Source organism: Bacteroidota bacterium (genome assembly GCA_016715425.1).
Taxonomy (GTDB): Bacteria; Bacteroidota; Bacteroidia; order Chitinophagales; family BACL12; genus JADKAC01.
Window position 1 is genome coordinate 218,349 of sequence record JADKAC010000005.1, and the last position, 17,300, is coordinate 235,648.

Consider the following 17,300-nt stretch of genomic DNA (forward strand, 5'->3'; position numbering starts at 1 on the left):
AAAAACTTTGGGCTCTTTGCAGTTAAAAATAAAACAAAACGCCTTTCGAAATTTCTTCCGAAAGGCGTATTCTTTGAGAATGCCAAGCCTCAAAAAGTTTTCATCACTTTCACAAACATGCTGCGACCAATTTCCGGCGCACCTACAAAATATTGTTGCTCATGATTATAAATATTCATTATCACCATCGAGAACATAGAATTCTCCCACCATGGTGGCATATAATTGAAAGTAAGATCTAAATCATGATTTGCTTCTACAGTGCCAACATATGCTCCCGAGTTTGCAGGAAAACTTTCCTGATAACGGAATGTAATTCCAACATTCATATCTATTGGATTAATATCATAACTTGCTTTTACAGCTACTTTATTTTTAGGTGCATTCAATCCTACATAACCCAATTGCGCACCTTCCAAAGGAATAGAATCTTTATTCACCCAAGAATATCCTAACGATAATCTAAGATCATCAGTAGCATAATAAGTAACACCCAGATCGGCACCAAACACAGTTACATCACCCAGATTTACATAAGTAACATAAATAGATGCATCATTAAATTGGGTAGGAACTACAGTACCCATCGGCACACCTGAACCTGCTCCAAGAACTTGATTAATAAAAGGCTCCAGACCACTTCCAGGAGTTCCGTCACCTAATGCACCATCTAATAAATTTGCAGCAATTGTATTTGTAGGATCCGTATATGCGGCAGTAATTTGTGGAGCAATATCACTTGCTAAAGTAGTTGGATCAAGAAAAACATTTGGTGTAATATTCGTCAGCGGACTTACATAATCATAAATTGTAGTTGTATAGGCATCTATTGTAACAAACAATTTATCATTTAATAAACCACCTTTCCATCCTGCTTCAATTGTAGTGGTTGCAGAGTTTAAAATTGTTCCGTAATCCTGAACGTTGGAAGGATCAATTACATCAAATTCTGCAGTAGTAAGATTTAATAAACGCAACTCGTTGGATACATTCGAAATATCATCCGGAATTAATGGGCCGAATAATAATTTCACTTGTGCTGTGGGTAAACCTGTTGCCTCAGCAAATCCTTGAAATAATAATTCCATACCCATATCCCATGTCATATTATTTAAAGTGTTATTACCATCTAATGAATAATAATCATTTTGCAATCCGCCAATTGCTTGCGAATAAGGAGAATGCCACATAGGTAATCCATTATCATCATAAGCAAATGTAAATCCTTGTCTGTTGCCGCTTGCACGTACACCAATAGAAGGCAAATAGTCCAAACCATAAAAGCCCTGACCTAATTCTCCAAGACCACCTAAGTCTGCTAATTGCAAAATATCAAGATTTAAATTGTTACTGGATGGTGCGCTAAACGCACGATTAAAAGTTAAGCGGAATGTATTGCGTGAATCTGCTTTGTAAACAATTGCAGCACGAGGAGAAAAGAAAATATCTTCAACAAAATTATGATAGTCGCCACGAAGAGCAGCTATGAATTGCCACTTTTCATTTAAGCGATAATCACCTTGCAGATATGCGCCAAACTCATTGATATTATCATCGTCTTCATAACGACCATTGATTGTATAATCTGTATTCGGACGAGTAAGAATCATATCCATACCATAAATAAGATTTAATTTTTCATTCATCACTGTGGATGAATATTGCACTTGACCTGCATATAATTTTGAAAGGTCAGTAATTAAATCTCCTGTGCGTAACAAATACGTTTCACCGGAATTACTTCCATTCATAAATACTTGTGCAAATAATTTTTTATAATTAAATCGCACCTGACCATAATAATATTTCCAGTCAATTCCCTGACCTGCACCAATGCCTGTCATTTCAATTGTATTGTTTTGTGTTAATCCGGAAGCAACAATTAATTGCATATCCGGCTTCGGACTGAAATCAAGTCTTACATCCATTCCGATTTTATTAATTGTATAATCTCTAGCATTTAAAACAGAATCACCAACAGTTTCTCTACCATCAGTAGTTTGTTTTCCTTTCACAATATATTGTGGTTCGAGAGGATCATCATATTTCCAATCCGTGCCTGTGAAGTAAGTGCCTAAAATTTTATAACCAAATTTTTCAGAAACTTTTCCGCTATGTCGCAATGCCATAGAATACATTGTTCTATCACCAAGATTTTCGTAATCAAACTCAGGAGTATAATTTGCAAATACAGAACCTGTGGAAGGATCAATCGGATTTGCAATAGCAATTGTATCACTAATTTTTCCACGAAAACCTCCACCTAAACTAATTGTGGTCATATATTTTTTATCTTGTTGCAAAGGTGATTTTGTAATCATGTGCAATACACCATTTGCGCAATTAGGTCCATACAGTGCAGAAGCCGGACCTCTTAATATTTCAATACGTTCAAGATCAGAATTATCAGTTGGAATAAACATATTGATGTTTACACGCAACGAAGGAACAGCCGCATATCTGTTGTCAACCATCGTTAACAGTGAGCCACCAAAAATATTATTAAAGCCACGAGTTACCACACTGGATTGTACCAAACCCATATTAATAATATCCACTCCCGGCACACCTTTTAAGTTTGCAGTTGGAGTAATGGCAACTGTATTTTCAATTTGTTTTGTTGTAATTAAACTGATGGAAGCAGGTGCATCCAGAATTTTTTCTGATTTACGAGATGCACTAATTACCACTGCATCCAAATTTAAATTTGCAGATTTTAATCGAACATCAATTTTGTTGGAACTGCCCAAAGCAACTTCCATTTCTTCATATCCGACACTGCGAAAAATAATTGCTGTAGTGGATGCAGGAATCTCCAATGTGAAATTTCCATCCAAGTCGGAAACGGTACCAATGGAATTGTCCTGTTTGCAAAAAATACCAACTCCGGGCAAAGTTTCATTATCGTTGGCATCTACTATTCTGCCGGTAATGGTTCTTGTGTTTTGTGCTTGCAAATTCGAAAAATTGCAAATAAGAAGGATAGCTAAAAGTGTGTAAGCGTATTTCATAAGCAAATTCATTTTTGATTTTACACATAATAATAAAACTTAATTTTGAAATTGCAAGCACAATTATTGTTTAGAATCAGTCTATCTTTAATTTTAGTGATGCTGAAAAAAAATTCCATAGCAAATAAGAAAGTTCGGTTTGAAGATTTCACATAAATATTTATTGCTCATTATTCTATTTATTCTTGCATTGATAAGCTCATTGTGGGCATATCGCAATGGAACTCTTGCCATAAAACCGTGGGTACAGGCAAAGCATATTGAAGCAGAGTTAGGTGCAATAGAACCTGATATCCGCACCCACATTGCAGATGAAATAATGGTGAGTAAGTTATTAACTGACTCCTATACATTTGATGAGTTTAAAAAATTTACAGTTCTTCCTTACGGCATAGTTGTATATGAAAATGATTCCGCAGTGATGTGGACAAACAACAGCATAATTCCGGTGCAGGCAAAAATTAATGCAGGCACTGCGCCTTTGCTAATTACAGAATCCAACGGGAGCTATATTTTATTCCGACATGATTTTGGAAATTCAGGAATCAGTACAATTGGTTTTTTACCTATTCAATTTGAATATGGTATTCACAATAAATATTTAACCAATATAAAAACAGAAGGATTACATGTGCCTTCTTATTTACATATCAGTATCCGTCCAACAGATTTTACTTTTCCTGTGCATGATCTTTCCGGTGCGGTTATTTTTTATGTTTCGGAAGATACTGCAAGCGAAGTCACTGCAAATTATCCCGCATTATTATATATCGGCTTTTTAATAATGGGTATCATTTGCATTATTCTTTTGTTTGATATTGCCGTGTATGCAGCACAAAATTTTAATAAGGGTGTTGTAACTCTATTATTTGTGGCAAGTCTGGTATTGTTATTTTTAATTATTAAAGTAGCATTTTATCATGTGTTGTTTAATCAATTGGAATTATTTGATCCACATAATTATGCATCTTCCGGGTTTGCAACTTCACTTGGTGAATTAGTTATCAAATCCATTTTATTTTTTGCATTTGCAATTTTCTTTTACCGACAATTTCCGTTTGTAAATTCCACACGCATAAACAAAATAATTAGTGTATTGATTTTTGTTTTCACCGGCTGGGTGTTTGTACATTTCTTTAATGGGATGGTTTTGGATTCTGCAATCTCCTTTAATATTCATAATTTCTTTTCATTAGATTTCTTTAGTCTGGCTGCGTTCATAGTTATTGCAATACTGTTTCTCAGTTTTTTATTAATAGCATTCCGCTGCTTGAATTTAATCTGGCAATCAAAAAAGATTAATCAATATGCTGTTTGGATTCTATTACCAACAATTATTATTTCCATAATTATTTCTGTTCTGCGCAATCATTATGAAGTGCAGTTTATAGTATTAGTTGCACTCGTTGCTATAGTATATTTATTTACTCAAACACGTAGGATTGCATTGTTGTCTTTTCCTTCTTTATTGCTATGGTTATTGGTGTCATCGGGTTTCAGCGCATTGTTGTTGAGTAAAGCTATTGCACAAAAATCAGAAGAGAATAAACGATTATATGCGATTAAGAAATCGAATGAAAAAGATGCTCTGACAGAATATTTATTTAATGAAGAACAAATGGAAATTGGCAGAAGACTGGCGCTTCAAATTTCTTCTTTAGAGTCAGCAGAGCTGATTGATAAAGGCATGTTACACAAAGTATTTAAGCCCGGCCTATTAAATCAGTTTCGTCAGGAGTTGCAAACCAGTTATTTTAAAAAATACGATAGCAATATTTTTATTTATAAAGACGATTCACTTTTAAGTGCGACGACAAATAAGGTTCCTGTTTTCAAAAAATTAAAAGAAGCAATTGAATATAATGGAGAATATACCGCTTCACCAAATTTGTATTTTATAAATGATAACACCGGCAACTATTATTATTTAGCGGATATACCGGTGTTACAAAATAAGGTGGAGAATGTAAATGTGTTTGTCGAATTAATTCCTCGCCGATACAATAGCAGAAGTTTGTATCCCGAATTATTGATAGATGATGATTTGAAAGTGCCCGGAAGTTTTGATCAATTTAACTATGCAGTATATTACAATAATAATCTTGTGGAAAGATCGGGGGCGTATTCGTACCCAATTATGGATGTGTTTTATGTGGATAAGGAAAATGAATTTGCCGAAGAAACAATTAATGGCTATAAACATTTGGTGTATCGGGTAAACGATATAAAAAAAGTAGTGGTGTCGGATGCAAACAGAACATTATTAGAACCGGTTTCTTATTTTTCATTTCTGTTTTTCTTTTATCTCATTTTTACTTTTCTGGTGATTGGTATTGATGTAGGTGTAAAAATGTTGAGTGGCAAAATAGATATCTATAAATGGTTAGATACTACATTGCAAAATAAAATTCAGGTGTCGGTAATCAGTTTAATTATTCTTGCTTTTATAACATTAGGTGTAGCAACTGTTATTTATATTACCAATCAATATAATATTTCGCATCGGGATGGATTACTTACAAAAATTGAAGCAGTACAAACCAATTTAGATTTGGTAATTAATGATAACAGAATAGTAAATATTGATCGCAAAGGAACAGATGCTCCCTTGCGCAAAGTTTCGAACCGCATTAATGAATTATCGGAAATTCACGATATGGATATTAATATCTATGGTCCAGGAGGTGGGTTATTGGTTTCATCTCAACCGGATATTTTTAATCGTGGATTAATTTCTAGAAACATGAATCCACTTGCATTTTTTAAAATGACTTGCGAGAAAGAAACATGGTATATACAAAATGAACATATCGGTAATTTAAAATATTTATCTGCGTATGTTCCGGTGTTGAGTGAAGGTGGGGAAGTAATGTTTTATTTGAATTTGCCATACTTTGCAACGGAGCAAAATTTACGTCAGGAAATATCCAGTTTCCTTGTAGCTCTCATCAATGTGTATGTGATTTTATTAGTGATGGCAGGTATTATTGCTTACTTGGTTTCTCGCAGTATTACACGTCCATTAGCTGCAATTACCGGAACATTTAAAAACATAAAACTCGGCACTAAAAACGAACCGATTTTTTGGCAACATAATGATGAAATAGGATTGTTGGTGAATGAATACAATAAGATGTTGCAAGAGCTGGAACAGAGTGCAAATTTATTGGCGAGATCAGAAAGAGAAAGTGCATGGCGGGATATGGCAAAGCAAGTGGCGCATGAAATAAAAAATCCATTAACACCAATGCGTTTAAGTATTCAGCATTTGCAAAGGGCGTTACAATCCGATCAGGATAATATAAAACCGTTGACAGAAAGAGTGTCAAGAACATTGCTGGAACAAATAGATAACTTATCATTTATCGCATCGGAGTTTTCAAATTTTGCAGTAATGCCTAAAACCCAAAATGAATCTGTTTGTCTGAATGAGATTATCGAAAACGTTACTGCTTTATTTAATGAAACTGCTCATGTGAATCTGGAAACACATTTGGTTTCAGAACACTTGTTTGTATGGGCCGACAAAAATCAGATGATTCGTGTATTTAATAATATTTTAAAAAATGCATTACAGGCAATTCCTGATGATAAAAATGGCAACATTGTAATTGAGCTTGAACATACAGATGATAAAGCTTCAATTTCTATTAGCGATAATGGAGCGGGTATTCCGGAATCTTATCGGGATAAAGTATTTGTTCCAAATTTTACAACCAAGAGTTCGGGGATGGGAATCGGTTTGGCTATTACAAAAAACATTGTGGAGTCTGCCAATGGATTTATTTGGTTTGAATCGGAAGAAGATAAAGGCACTACATTTTATATTGAATTACCATTGATGAAAATGGCGGCAGAATAAAAAATTAAAGAACGATAAATTTATTATACATCATGAAATCAAAACAAATCTGTATCCCTAAGTAATGCGATTTAAATATAAATACGGCTTATTCTTTCTAATTGTATTTATTTACATCATTAGCTCTTTTGCATGGTGGATGTATATTTTGCAGAATAATAACCGTGAAAATTACAGAGCACTTATTGCAAAAGATCAGGCTGAGTACATAATGAGGGGAAACTCTGCAGATGATTTTTTAGATACGGATGTGTTTGAAGAAATTCACAGCGATTATATGCGCAAACAATATATGCTGATGGGTGAAGGTGTGATTTTTATTACTTTGATTGCACTTGGGTTTATTCGCATTCGCAATACCTTTCAGGAAGAGATTCAACTTACCCAACAACAAAATAACTTCTTGCTTTCTATTACTCATGAATTGAAATCACCACTTGCGTCACTTAAACTTTCTATGCAAACACTGCATAAGCATAATTTGGAAACACAAAAAGTGCAACGGCTTGCCACCATTTCATTGGATGATATTGATCGTTTGGAAGCATTAGTTGAAAACATTTTGCTCGCATCAAAAATGGATAGCAGTAATTTTATGTGGGATACTGATGCGGTAAATATTTCGGAATTAATAAAAGAAATTACAAATAGGTTTTTAAATAAATATAAAGACGAACGCAAATTTATTATTGAAATTCAGGAAGATATTTATGTGAATGGCGATAGGTTTTCACTTACATCTGTTTTTAATAATCTATTGGAAAATGCGTATAAGTATTCAAGACTACATGCTACAATTGCAGTGAAGTTATTTTCTAATGATCATCATTGTACTTGTATTGTTTCGGATACCGGAATTGGCATTGATGAAAAAGAAAAATTAAAAATATTCGATCGCTTTTATAGGATTGGAAGAGAAGAAACTAGATCTACAAAAGGCACAGGCTTAGGATTGTTTATTGTTAAACAGGTTGTACTTATTCATAAAGGAACCATTCAGGTGAGCAATAATACACCGGTTGGAACTGTATTTGAAATTCAATTACCATTGGTATCCTAACATATAACAATCTGATGACATAGATGACAAACTAAACCTTTAGTCAAGGCGTATTTTTACTAAACATTTTACAAACTAAAAAAAAATCTATGTTATACCGCATATTGATTGTTGAAGATGAAGATCACATAAGAGAAAATCTAAAATTAAATTTAGAATTAGAAGGATATGAAATAGTAGCTGTGGGAGATGGTACAAAGGCAATTAAAACATTTCGTGAGCAACGCTTTAATCTTGTAATACTTGATGTGATGATGCCTGAAATGGATGGCTATGATGTATGTGAACAGTTGCGTCTTGAAGATTCTGAAACTCCTATTTTATTTCTTACTGCAAAGGATACAGCTCAGGATAAAATAAAAGGACTGAAAACTGGTGGCGATGATTATATGACCAAGCCATTTAACCTCGAAGAATTATTATTACGTGTAAAAATTCTTATCAAGCGCAGTGTGAAACCCTCCGGTGCAAATGATGAGATTAATGAATATCATTTTGGTAGTAACAGTGTAAACTTTGTAACTTATGAAGCGCAAGGAGTGCGAGGCACATTGAAACTCACCAACAAAGAATTAAAACTTTTGAAATTACTTATTGATAGAAAAAATGAAGTGGTTTCGAGACAACATATTTTACAAACTGTTTGGGGTTATGATGTATATCCTTCTACACGCACTATTGATAATTTTATTCTTGCATTCAGAAAGTACTTTGAAGAGGATCCTAAGAATCCGGTATTCTTTCATTCTATTCGTGGTGTAGGATATAAGTTTGTGGAAGCGGTGAATGTGTAAATAACACATATTAAATCAAGGATAGTTAAGAATGAGATTCGCTCCACTTAAAATGCCATCCTCTTTTTTACCAAATAATTTTCCACTTGATTGAAAATTACCTTCCAATAATTCACCATTGCGCAACAACTCGATACGCATTGTACTTCTTGAAATTCCTTCGCACTCAATTACAGAGCCTTTCAGTTTTGCAATGATGAGATATGCATTTTCAATATTATTATTTTGAGTTATTTCAGCACTTGTAATTAGTGCATCACCAATATTCCCATTTACATCACCATCGGTGGTAATTATCAAATGAAACTTCAGCGTATCCTGAGAGCACCAATCTACAGCTATATGCCCTGTGCCTTCCCATGTACCTGCAAGTTCTAAAAGCGATTGCCCATAAATGGTATGGGCAATCAAAACCAACCAAACTAATATAAAAGAATTTTTCAACTGAATTATTTTAAATGTTTATTTAATATTTTCACAATCAAATATAAGAGCGATTTAAAGAAAATAAGATGATGCATATCAATATGCACCATGATTGACATCACTCAGAAAATATTTGAAATTAATTGTTAGAATCCTTCATATCCACCGCCATCACCATTATCCATATCCGTGCGGCCACCGCTCTTGCGTTTAGAATCCTGTTGACCAAATTTGTAAGTGGCTTTAAGAGTTAATGCTTGTGAATTTCTCTTGCGATAAAACTCCTGATTGAAATTTGTACCATATGAGTTGCCACTGAATTCTCTTGTATTAAAAATATCTGTTGCAGAAAGATTTAATGTAAGTCTGTTTTGAAAGAAATCAGATCGAATACCGGCATCCATAAATACAAATGGTTTCATATCTCCCTGCGCCATTGCCCAAGGTGTCCAATAACTAAAAGTTACTTGAAAGGATGTTTGTTTTGTTATTTTAAAAGAAGGCATTAATCGGATGTTGTAATTCATTTGACTATTCGTTAATCCTTCTTGTGTGCTTGCGGCACTTACAAAAACTTGTCCCATGTTAATGCTGGAAGTCATGCTAAACCATTGGGTAAATTCATCACGGGATACTAACTCGATGCCGTATTCTTTTTCATAATCATAATTTACAAATGTGGTAACAGAAACACCGGAAGTATCCACTTGTGTGAAAGAAGAAATTTCATCTTTTGTATCCTTAAAATAAATTGCGGCAGATAAGGAATGTTTTTGCCAAGTCTGCAAAAATCCCAACTCATAAGAGTCTTCATTTTCAGGTAATAAAAATGGATTACCAACCCGATAGCTGTAGGGATCAGAATAATCCGGGAATGGATTTAAAAACCAGGAACGTGGTCTGTTCATGCGTCTTGAATAGCTACCATATAATTCAGAACCTTCCGAAAATTGATAGCGCATATGCAAGCTGGGAAATACTTTAAAATAATCGTTTTTGAAATTTTCATCCGTTGTTACTAACTCTGTAAATACATAGGTTTGTTCTGCACGCAAGCCAATCTGATATCCGAATTTATTAAAACTGGAATTCCAAATACCATAAGCTGCAAGTACATTTTCATCATATATAAAACGGTTGGAAATAGAATCGTTTTCTACCCAATCATTAATCACATTATCAAAATTTTCTGCAAACTGATCATTGTCATTATAGCGGCGTGTATACTTTACACCAGTTTCAAATTTATTGCCGTTATCAAATGGCTGCACATAATCTGCCTGTGCATTTATATTTTGATCATTATCATCATAATTTATATTTTGCTGAATCGGCAAACCAATTGGCAGATTAGCAGGATCTGTTATTTGTTCGTAATAATTATTTAGATCAGTACCATTGCCATTCGAAAAATATCCTTCTACTGAAAGTGTATGTTGCGGACCTGAAAAAATCTTTTTGTAATTCATCACCGCATTATAATTTATATTTTCGCCACTGCTTGTATTCGTACGGTCGCTCATGGATGAAAGCACTTGTTCGAAATCTTTGAAATCATAATGTGTAAGATCGGAGCCATCGGAATTGTGCGTACCAAAATACCCGGATAGGCTGAACGTATTGTTATCGTTGATATAATAATCAAAACCGCCACGTAAGGAGTTGGTTAAATTTTTATTTTCATTATTTCCGGTTTGATCTAAATAAAAACTTGTGTCTTCATAAAATGTTTCTCTATACACGGAACTTTCACCATCACGATTCGAATTCATATAGGAATATGTACCAAATAAATTCCATTTTTTATTTCTATAATTTAATGTTGCTGAAGCATCATAACCGGGATAGGTATTTACACCCAGAATTACGTTTCCATTAAGTCCGAGTTGTTTATTTTTTTTCAAAACTATATTGAGAATACCAGCAGAGCCTTCGGCATCATAACGTGCTGATGGATTAGTAATCACTTCAATACTTTCGATGGAGGATGCGGGAATTTGATCCAGTATCGCAACCATGCTGTTGCCCATAAGTCCGGAAGGTTTTCCATCAATAAAAATGGTGACGTTGGAATTTCCACGTAATGCAACATTACCATCAATATCAACAGTAACAGAAGGAATATTTGCCAATGCCTCAGTAGCGGTTCCGCTGCTACCTACAATATCTTTTTCCAGATTATATACTTTTTTATCAATGCTGTTTTGGAAAAAAGTTTTATCGGCAGTGATAACTACATCATCAAGATTTGCTGCACTCACCGTCATAAATATTTCTCCGGCATTAGTTGAATTTCCGGAAACATTCACCACCTTATCTGCAATAGAATATCCAACAAAATTTGATTCTACAATATAACTGCCTTCTTCATAAAGAGTAATTGAAAACTTACCAGACTCGTCGGTTATTCCGCCTGTAATTACAGATGAATCAGAAATGGATTTTATAGCAACGGCTGCAAACTCAATTGGCTTTTTAGTATCATTATCCAATACTTTTCCAATTAATTTAAAATCACTTTGTGCATACATGGTTTGCATACTCAATAAGAAAAAAATAAAACAGAATTTTTTAATATTTATCATTTATCAACTTTAAAACAACACTACAATTCTTGAAATGTAAAGTTCATGTTTATTGATGGCTTTATTCCTAATAGAGTGTGAATCAGATTTGATTTAACGTTTTATAACATTTATAATTCTGTCTTATAGGGAAAATAGAAAAATGAAATAGATTTTTTTATTCTTTAAGATGCGGAGTATTTAGTATTTTTCCCACTTACAATGAATTTATAGTGAAAGAAAAAATACAAAAACTGCAAGGAAAAATGGATGAAGCCATGCTTGGTGGCGGCCAAAAACGAATTGATTCACAACATAAAAAAGGAAAATTAACTGCAAGAGAGCGCATAGAATTACTTATGGATACCGGTTCATTTGAAGAGATTGGTATGTTGGTGCGCCATAGAAGTCATGATTTCGGCATGCAGAAGGACAGACCTTATGGTGATGGTGTGGTTACAGGTTATGGAAAAATTCACGGCAAATTAGTGTATGTATTTGCACAAGACTTTACTGTATTTGGTGGTTCACTTAGTGAAACACATGCAGAAAAAATTTGTCGCATTATGGATCTTGCAATGGAAAATGGAGCACCAATAATTGGATTGAATGATAGTGGTGGAGCAAGAATTCAGGAAGGAGTAAATTCATTGGGCGGTTATGCAGAATTATTTTTCCGTAATACAATTGCCAGTGGTGTTATTCCGCAGATTTCTGCTATCATGGGACCATGTGCCGGCGGTGCAGTGTATTCACCTGCTATTACAGATTTTGTGTTTATGGTAGAAAATACTTCCTATATGTTTGTTACCGGACCGAATGTGGTAAAAACAGTTACACATGAAGAAGTGACGAGTGAAGAATTAGGTGGTGCATCTTCTCACAGTACAAAAAGTGGTGTTGCACATTTTACCGCTCCCAATGACGCAGAAACTTTATTACAGATTAGAAAACTGATGCAATATATTCCGCAAAATTGTGAAGAGGAAACACCTGTATATGCATTTAATTTAGGTGATGAAAAAAGAGAAAAACTTACTACACTTCTTCCTGAAAATCCAAATCAGCCTTATGATATGCGTGATGTAATTTATGAAGTGGTGGATACAGATTCTTTTTTTGAAGTACATCAGGCGTATGCAGAAAATATAGTTACCGGTTTTGCTTTTATCGGTGGAAGAAGTATTGGAATTATTGCAAATCAACCTGCTGTTCTTGCGGGTGTGTTGGATATAGAATGTTCTCGTAAAGCGGCAAGGTTTGTTAGGTTCTGCGATTGTTTTAATATTCCTCTTTTAGTATTTGAGGATGTTCCGGGATTTCTTCCCGGCACAGATCAGGAATGGCGGGGAATAATTACCAATGGTGCAAAATTATTATTTGCATTCAGTGAAGCAACAGTGCCGAGAGTTACTGTAATTACTCGTAAAGCATACGGTGGTGCGTATGATGTGATGAACTCAAAACATATTGGTGCGGATATGAATTTTGCATGGCCTTCAGCAGAAATTGCAGTGATGGGAGCAAAGGGTGCAGCAGAAATTATTTTCAAAAAAGAAATTGAAGAATCAGAAAATCCGCAAGAAAAATTGCAGGAAAAAATTGCAGAGTTTACCACTACTTTTGCCGATCCATACAGAGCCGCTTATCGTGGTTTTGTGGATGAAGTTATTCTTCCTTCTGAAACCAGAATTAAAGTGATGAAAGCTTTTGAGATGTTGCAAAATAAAGCAGTAAATCGTCCGAGAAAAAAACATGCAAATATTCCATTGTAAACAACTATTTCCTTTACAATCCATTCTATAATTATAATTGAAAATATCTATAATGCCTACAGTTTTAAAAAATATTATTGGTCCTAAAGAATTAGAATTTCTTAAAAATTATATTAATAATCCTTCACCAACCGGATATGAAGTCGCAGGTCAAAAAATTTGGTTATCGTATATAGAAAAATATTGTGATACTTATTTCAGTGATACTTATGGATCTGTTGCCGCAATAATAAATCCCAAAGCAGAATATAAAGTTGTGATAGAAGCACATGCCGATGAAATTGCATGGGCAGTACATTTTATTAATGAAGATGGTTTTGTTTATGTAGAAAGAGTGGGTGGTAGTGATCATCTTATAGCACCTTCAAAACGAGTGAATATTCATACTGAAAAAGGTATTGTAAAAGGTGTGTTTGGATGGCCTGCGATTCATACTCGTCGTCCGGGAAAAGAAGATATGCCTGAGCTGAAAAATATTTTTATTGATTGCGGTGCAACAAGTAAAAAAGAAGTTGAAAAACTCGGCATTCAGGTAGGTGATGTAATTACATTTGATGATGACTTCATGGTATTAAATGAAAAATATTTTGTGGGCAGAGCATTGGATAATCGCATCGGTGGATTTATGATTGCGCAAGTTGCTCGCTTATTAAAAGAGAATAAAAAGAAATTACCTTTTGCGTTATACATTGTAAATTCTGTGCAGGAAGAAATTGGATTGCGTGGCGCCGAAATGATGGCACATACGATAAGACCTGATGTTGCAATTGTTACTGATGTGTGTCATGATAGCAATACACCAATGATTAGTAAAAATCTGGAAGGCGATATTAAAATAGGACAGGGACCTGCATTAATGAAAGGTCCGGCAGTGCATAATAAATTATTACAGTTGGTGAAAGATGCTGCCAATAAAAATAAAATTCCTTTTCAAAAAGATGTGGCTTCTCGTTCTACAGGAACGGATACGGATTCATTTGCATACAGCAGAGGTGGTGTGCCCACTTGTTTGATTTCATTGCCATTGCGCTATATGCATACAACTGTGGAGTGTGCGCATAAAGAGGATGTGGAGAGTGTTATTAATTTAATTTATAACACATTGATTTCGCTGAAGCCGGGATATAATTATAAATATTTATAAGCATTAGATAAAGCCTAGATTAGTAAAACTTTTTCCTAAAATTGTTTTTGAATCCACATGTAACCAGCTTTCTAAAATTGTAGAATATATATTTCTGAAATCCATAGTGTATAGAATATCGCCATCAACTAATGCATTTAAATCCGGCAAATCATTCATCATTCCACCTTGCTTTAATCCGCCGCCAATTAAATAGATATTATTTGCAGTTCCATGATCTGTTCCCTTCGATCCATTTTCTTCTACTCTGCGACCAAATTCAGAAAAGGTCATAATAAGAGTATCATCAAATACATGATGTGCTTTCAAGTCATCACAAAATATTTTTACTGCATCATTGTATTGTTTCAATTGTCGTTCTTGTTGACCACGTTGCATTGCATGTGTATCAAAACCACTCATAGAAACATAATAAATATTGGTGTCCGTTTCGGCGAGAATTAATTCCGCAATTGTTTTTAATTGTTTACCTAATTGTGTGTCGGGATATACTGTTGGATTTTGATAGATTTTACTTTGTGCATAAATATAATTTGCGCTTGAATATGTAGATGCTAATTGTTTATATAAATATGCTACCTGATTTTCACCGTGTTCATCAGCTCCTGTTTCTGCTATATGTTGTATCATTTTATTTTCGGTGGTGCTTTTCAAAAGCTCCATATTATTAGTTGCAAATCCACTTACTTTTTCACCTTTTAATGCAAGACTTAAACTGTCATCTATTTCAATTGCAGTATGTGGTTTTGGCATAACTGTATTTGTACATTGTGCATCTAAAGTACGTCCAAGCCAACCTGTATTCAGAAATGTATTTGCATCACTGCCGCTTTGCCAAATATCCATGCTTCGAAAATGAGAACGGTTTGGATTGGGATAACCTACATTATTTATCATTACAACATTGCCATTAAAAAATAAATCTGCAATGCCTGAGAGCTGTAAATTCAAACCCACATCATCACTTAACGCAATCAATTCATTGCTGCGATATCCTAATGTTGGTCGTAGTTTATAATACAAATCATTGCGGAAAGGAATAATACAATTTAATCCATCATTGCCGCCACTCATTTGAATCACTACCAATTTTTTTTGCTTGCTGAGAGATTCAGGTACAGCAGATGCCATCAAAAAATTAGGAACGAATAAAGAAGCAGATGCAAATCCCGATAGTTTAATAAAATCTCTGCGATTGAATTGTGTGTTCATATTAAATCAATTGAAATTCTGGTAAACTCATTATATAAGATGCCGATTTAATAATGTATTCTTCTTTGTCGGCTGAAGTGGCTTCTGCAAATCTTTCTAATTCGGTTCTGTTAATTCGCTTTGATTCACTTTGCACCAATACATCAATTAAATGTTCAGTAATCTCCGTTTTGTTTTTTGAAGAATATGTTTCGGCAAATGATTTCCAGTTACTCGTAACTTTTGCTTTTTTTACTGCGATTACATTTGTTTCCGGCACATCTTCAAATTCCGGTTTAGGTTGCAGATTAAATCCGCCTTGCATTAAAATATAATACGGCATCTGTAAGCGCAATGGTAAAGTTGTAGAGTCTATCCAATGTGTATTGCCCGGCCATCCCGCAACATTAGGAGGAAAAAATAATACCTGACCCAATACTCTTTGCAACTTCAACATTTCTTTTTCATTTTTAAAAGTGAGTGCTGTAAGCTTTTTATAACGGATAATTAATTCCACCGGCGAAATAATTATGCAGCCTATATTTTCATCATCATAAAACCAATCTGATAAAAATATGGATTGCATTAATGCAGTTATATCATAATCTGAAGCATAGAATTCCTCTGCAAGAATTTCTATATGTGCTGTATTAACTTTTGCATTTACAAAGTGTTTATAAATTTTAGTTGTGATAAAATACGCAGTTTGTTTTTCTTCCAATATAATATTGAGAATATCATCACCGGTAAAATTTCCTGTACGACCTAAAAATATTTTTTCACCTGAATCATGTTCTTCTTCCTCAAATTCAAACACTCCTCGTTTATTTACGGTCCATCCTGTAAATGCACGTGCAGCTTCTTTAATATCATGTTCTGTATAAATATTCCCTTCACCTAAAGTGAATAATTCCATCACCTCTCTTGCAAAATTTTCGTTGGGGGCATCTTTTTTATTCTGCTGATTATTCAAATAAATAATCATTGCCGGATCATGTGCCACTGCAAATAATAATTCTCTGAAAGAGCCGAGTGCGTTTTTGCGCAAAGTATTATTTTGGACTTGCATCAGCCAAGCGAATGGTGCCGAGGTGGCAAAGTGATTATGCCAAAACAAAGTCATTTTCTCACGCAATTGCGCTGAAGTAACTGTCATTTTTTCTATCCACGCACAATTTAAATCCTGCGTTTTTCCTTCCGATTTTAATAGCATAAAAAGAATACGCAGATCGCCAACTTCTTTTCCTTTTGTAGGATCTTCTAAAAATTCTAATGGTTGAATTGATTTAGATGCTTTAAAAATTTTCTCAACCGATGTTTCTCTGTCTTGTTGCAGTTTGTTTTTTAATTCAGATGGTATTAATCCAAAACCGGCTCTTAGATGAAGATGTTGCAGATGTTTTTGGGTAAATGACAATTGCCTTTAATTTTAGTATTAAAGGCAATTACCATCGCAATTATTGTAATATAATT

The 17,300-nt window shown here is 34.2% G+C and carries 10 protein-coding genes; 5 read left to right on the forward strand and 5 right to left on the reverse strand.

Translation table 11 applies throughout. The features are described from left to right. Nucleotides 1-89 precede the first annotated feature (89 nt). Nucleotides 90-3,011, reverse strand: a complete 2,922-nt coding sequence (locus tag IPN31_06850; protein MBK8681613.1) for a TonB-dependent receptor — start codon at nucleotides 3,009-3,011, stop codon at nucleotides 90-92. Between the two features lie 139 nt (nucleotides 3,012-3,150). Here IPN31_06850 and IPN31_06855 point away from each other — a divergent pair, with 139 nt between their 5' ends. The 3 genes from IPN31_06855 (at nucleotide 3,151) to IPN31_06865 (ending at nucleotide 8,727) form a co-directional block, all read left to right on the forward strand. After that, nucleotides 3,151-6,873 carry a HAMP domain-containing histidine kinase gene (locus IPN31_06855; GenBank protein ID MBK8681614.1) on the forward strand — a complete coding sequence of 1,241 codons (3,723 nt, stop codon included), beginning with the start codon at nucleotides 3,151-3,153 and terminating at the stop codon, nucleotides 6,871-6,873. A gap of 64 nt (nucleotides 6,874-6,937) precedes the next feature. Then, nucleotides 6,938-7,933 carry a HAMP domain-containing histidine kinase gene (locus tag IPN31_06860; protein ID MBK8681615.1) on the forward strand — a complete coding sequence of 332 codons (996 nt, stop codon included), beginning with the start codon at nucleotides 6,938-6,940 and terminating at the stop codon, nucleotides 7,931-7,933. 89 nt (nucleotides 7,934-8,022) lie between these two features. Beyond that, nucleotides 8,023-8,727, forward strand: coding sequence for a response regulator transcription factor (locus IPN31_06865; protein ID MBK8681616.1), 705 nt, complete (start codon nucleotides 8,023-8,025; stop codon nucleotides 8,725-8,727). A gap of 15 nt (nucleotides 8,728-8,742) precedes the next feature. Here IPN31_06865 and IPN31_06870 read toward each other — a convergent pair whose 3' ends face one another. Then, nucleotides 8,743-9,171, reverse strand: a complete 429-nt coding sequence (locus IPN31_06870; GenBank protein MBK8681617.1) for a hypothetical protein — start codon at nucleotides 9,169-9,171, stop codon at nucleotides 8,743-8,745. Nucleotides 9,172-9,299: 128 nt separating this feature from the next. Continuing rightward, nucleotides 9,300-11,738, reverse strand: coding sequence for a TonB-dependent receptor (locus IPN31_06875; protein ID MBK8681618.1), 2,439 nt, complete (start codon nucleotides 11,736-11,738; stop codon nucleotides 9,300-9,302). A gap of 245 nt (nucleotides 11,739-11,983) precedes the next feature. Here IPN31_06875 and IPN31_06880 point away from each other — a divergent pair, with 245 nt between their 5' ends. Together IPN31_06880 and IPN31_06885 are read left to right on the forward strand one after the other, a co-directional pair. Continuing rightward, nucleotides 11,984-13,492, forward strand: a complete 1,509-nt coding sequence (locus tag IPN31_06880; GenBank protein ID MBK8681619.1) for an acyl-CoA carboxylase subunit beta — start codon at nucleotides 11,984-11,986, stop codon at nucleotides 13,490-13,492. A 52-nt stretch (nucleotides 13,493-13,544) separates the two neighbouring features. After that, complete coding sequence (locus tag IPN31_06885; GenBank protein MBK8681620.1) at nucleotides 13,545-14,636, forward strand: M42 family metallopeptidase; 1,092 nt, start codon at nucleotides 13,545-13,547, stop codon at nucleotides 14,634-14,636. 3 nt (nucleotides 14,637-14,639) lie between these two features. On the opposite strand, the gene IPN31_06890 is transcribed toward IPN31_06885, so the two are convergent. Together IPN31_06890 and IPN31_06895 are read right to left on the reverse strand one after the other, a co-directional pair. Beyond that, nucleotides 14,640-15,848 (reverse strand): DUF1501 domain-containing protein, encoded by a 1,209-nt coding sequence (locus tag IPN31_06890; GenBank protein ID MBK8681621.1) that lies wholly within the window; start codon nucleotides 15,846-15,848, stop codon nucleotides 14,640-14,642. Nucleotide 15,849: 1 nt separating this feature from the next. Further along, a complete protein-coding gene (locus IPN31_06895; GenBank protein ID MBK8681622.1) occupies nucleotides 15,850-17,244 on the reverse strand; it encodes a DUF1800 domain-containing protein in 1,395 nt (464 codons plus the stop codon). Between the last annotated feature and the right edge of the window lie 56 nt (nucleotides 17,245-17,300).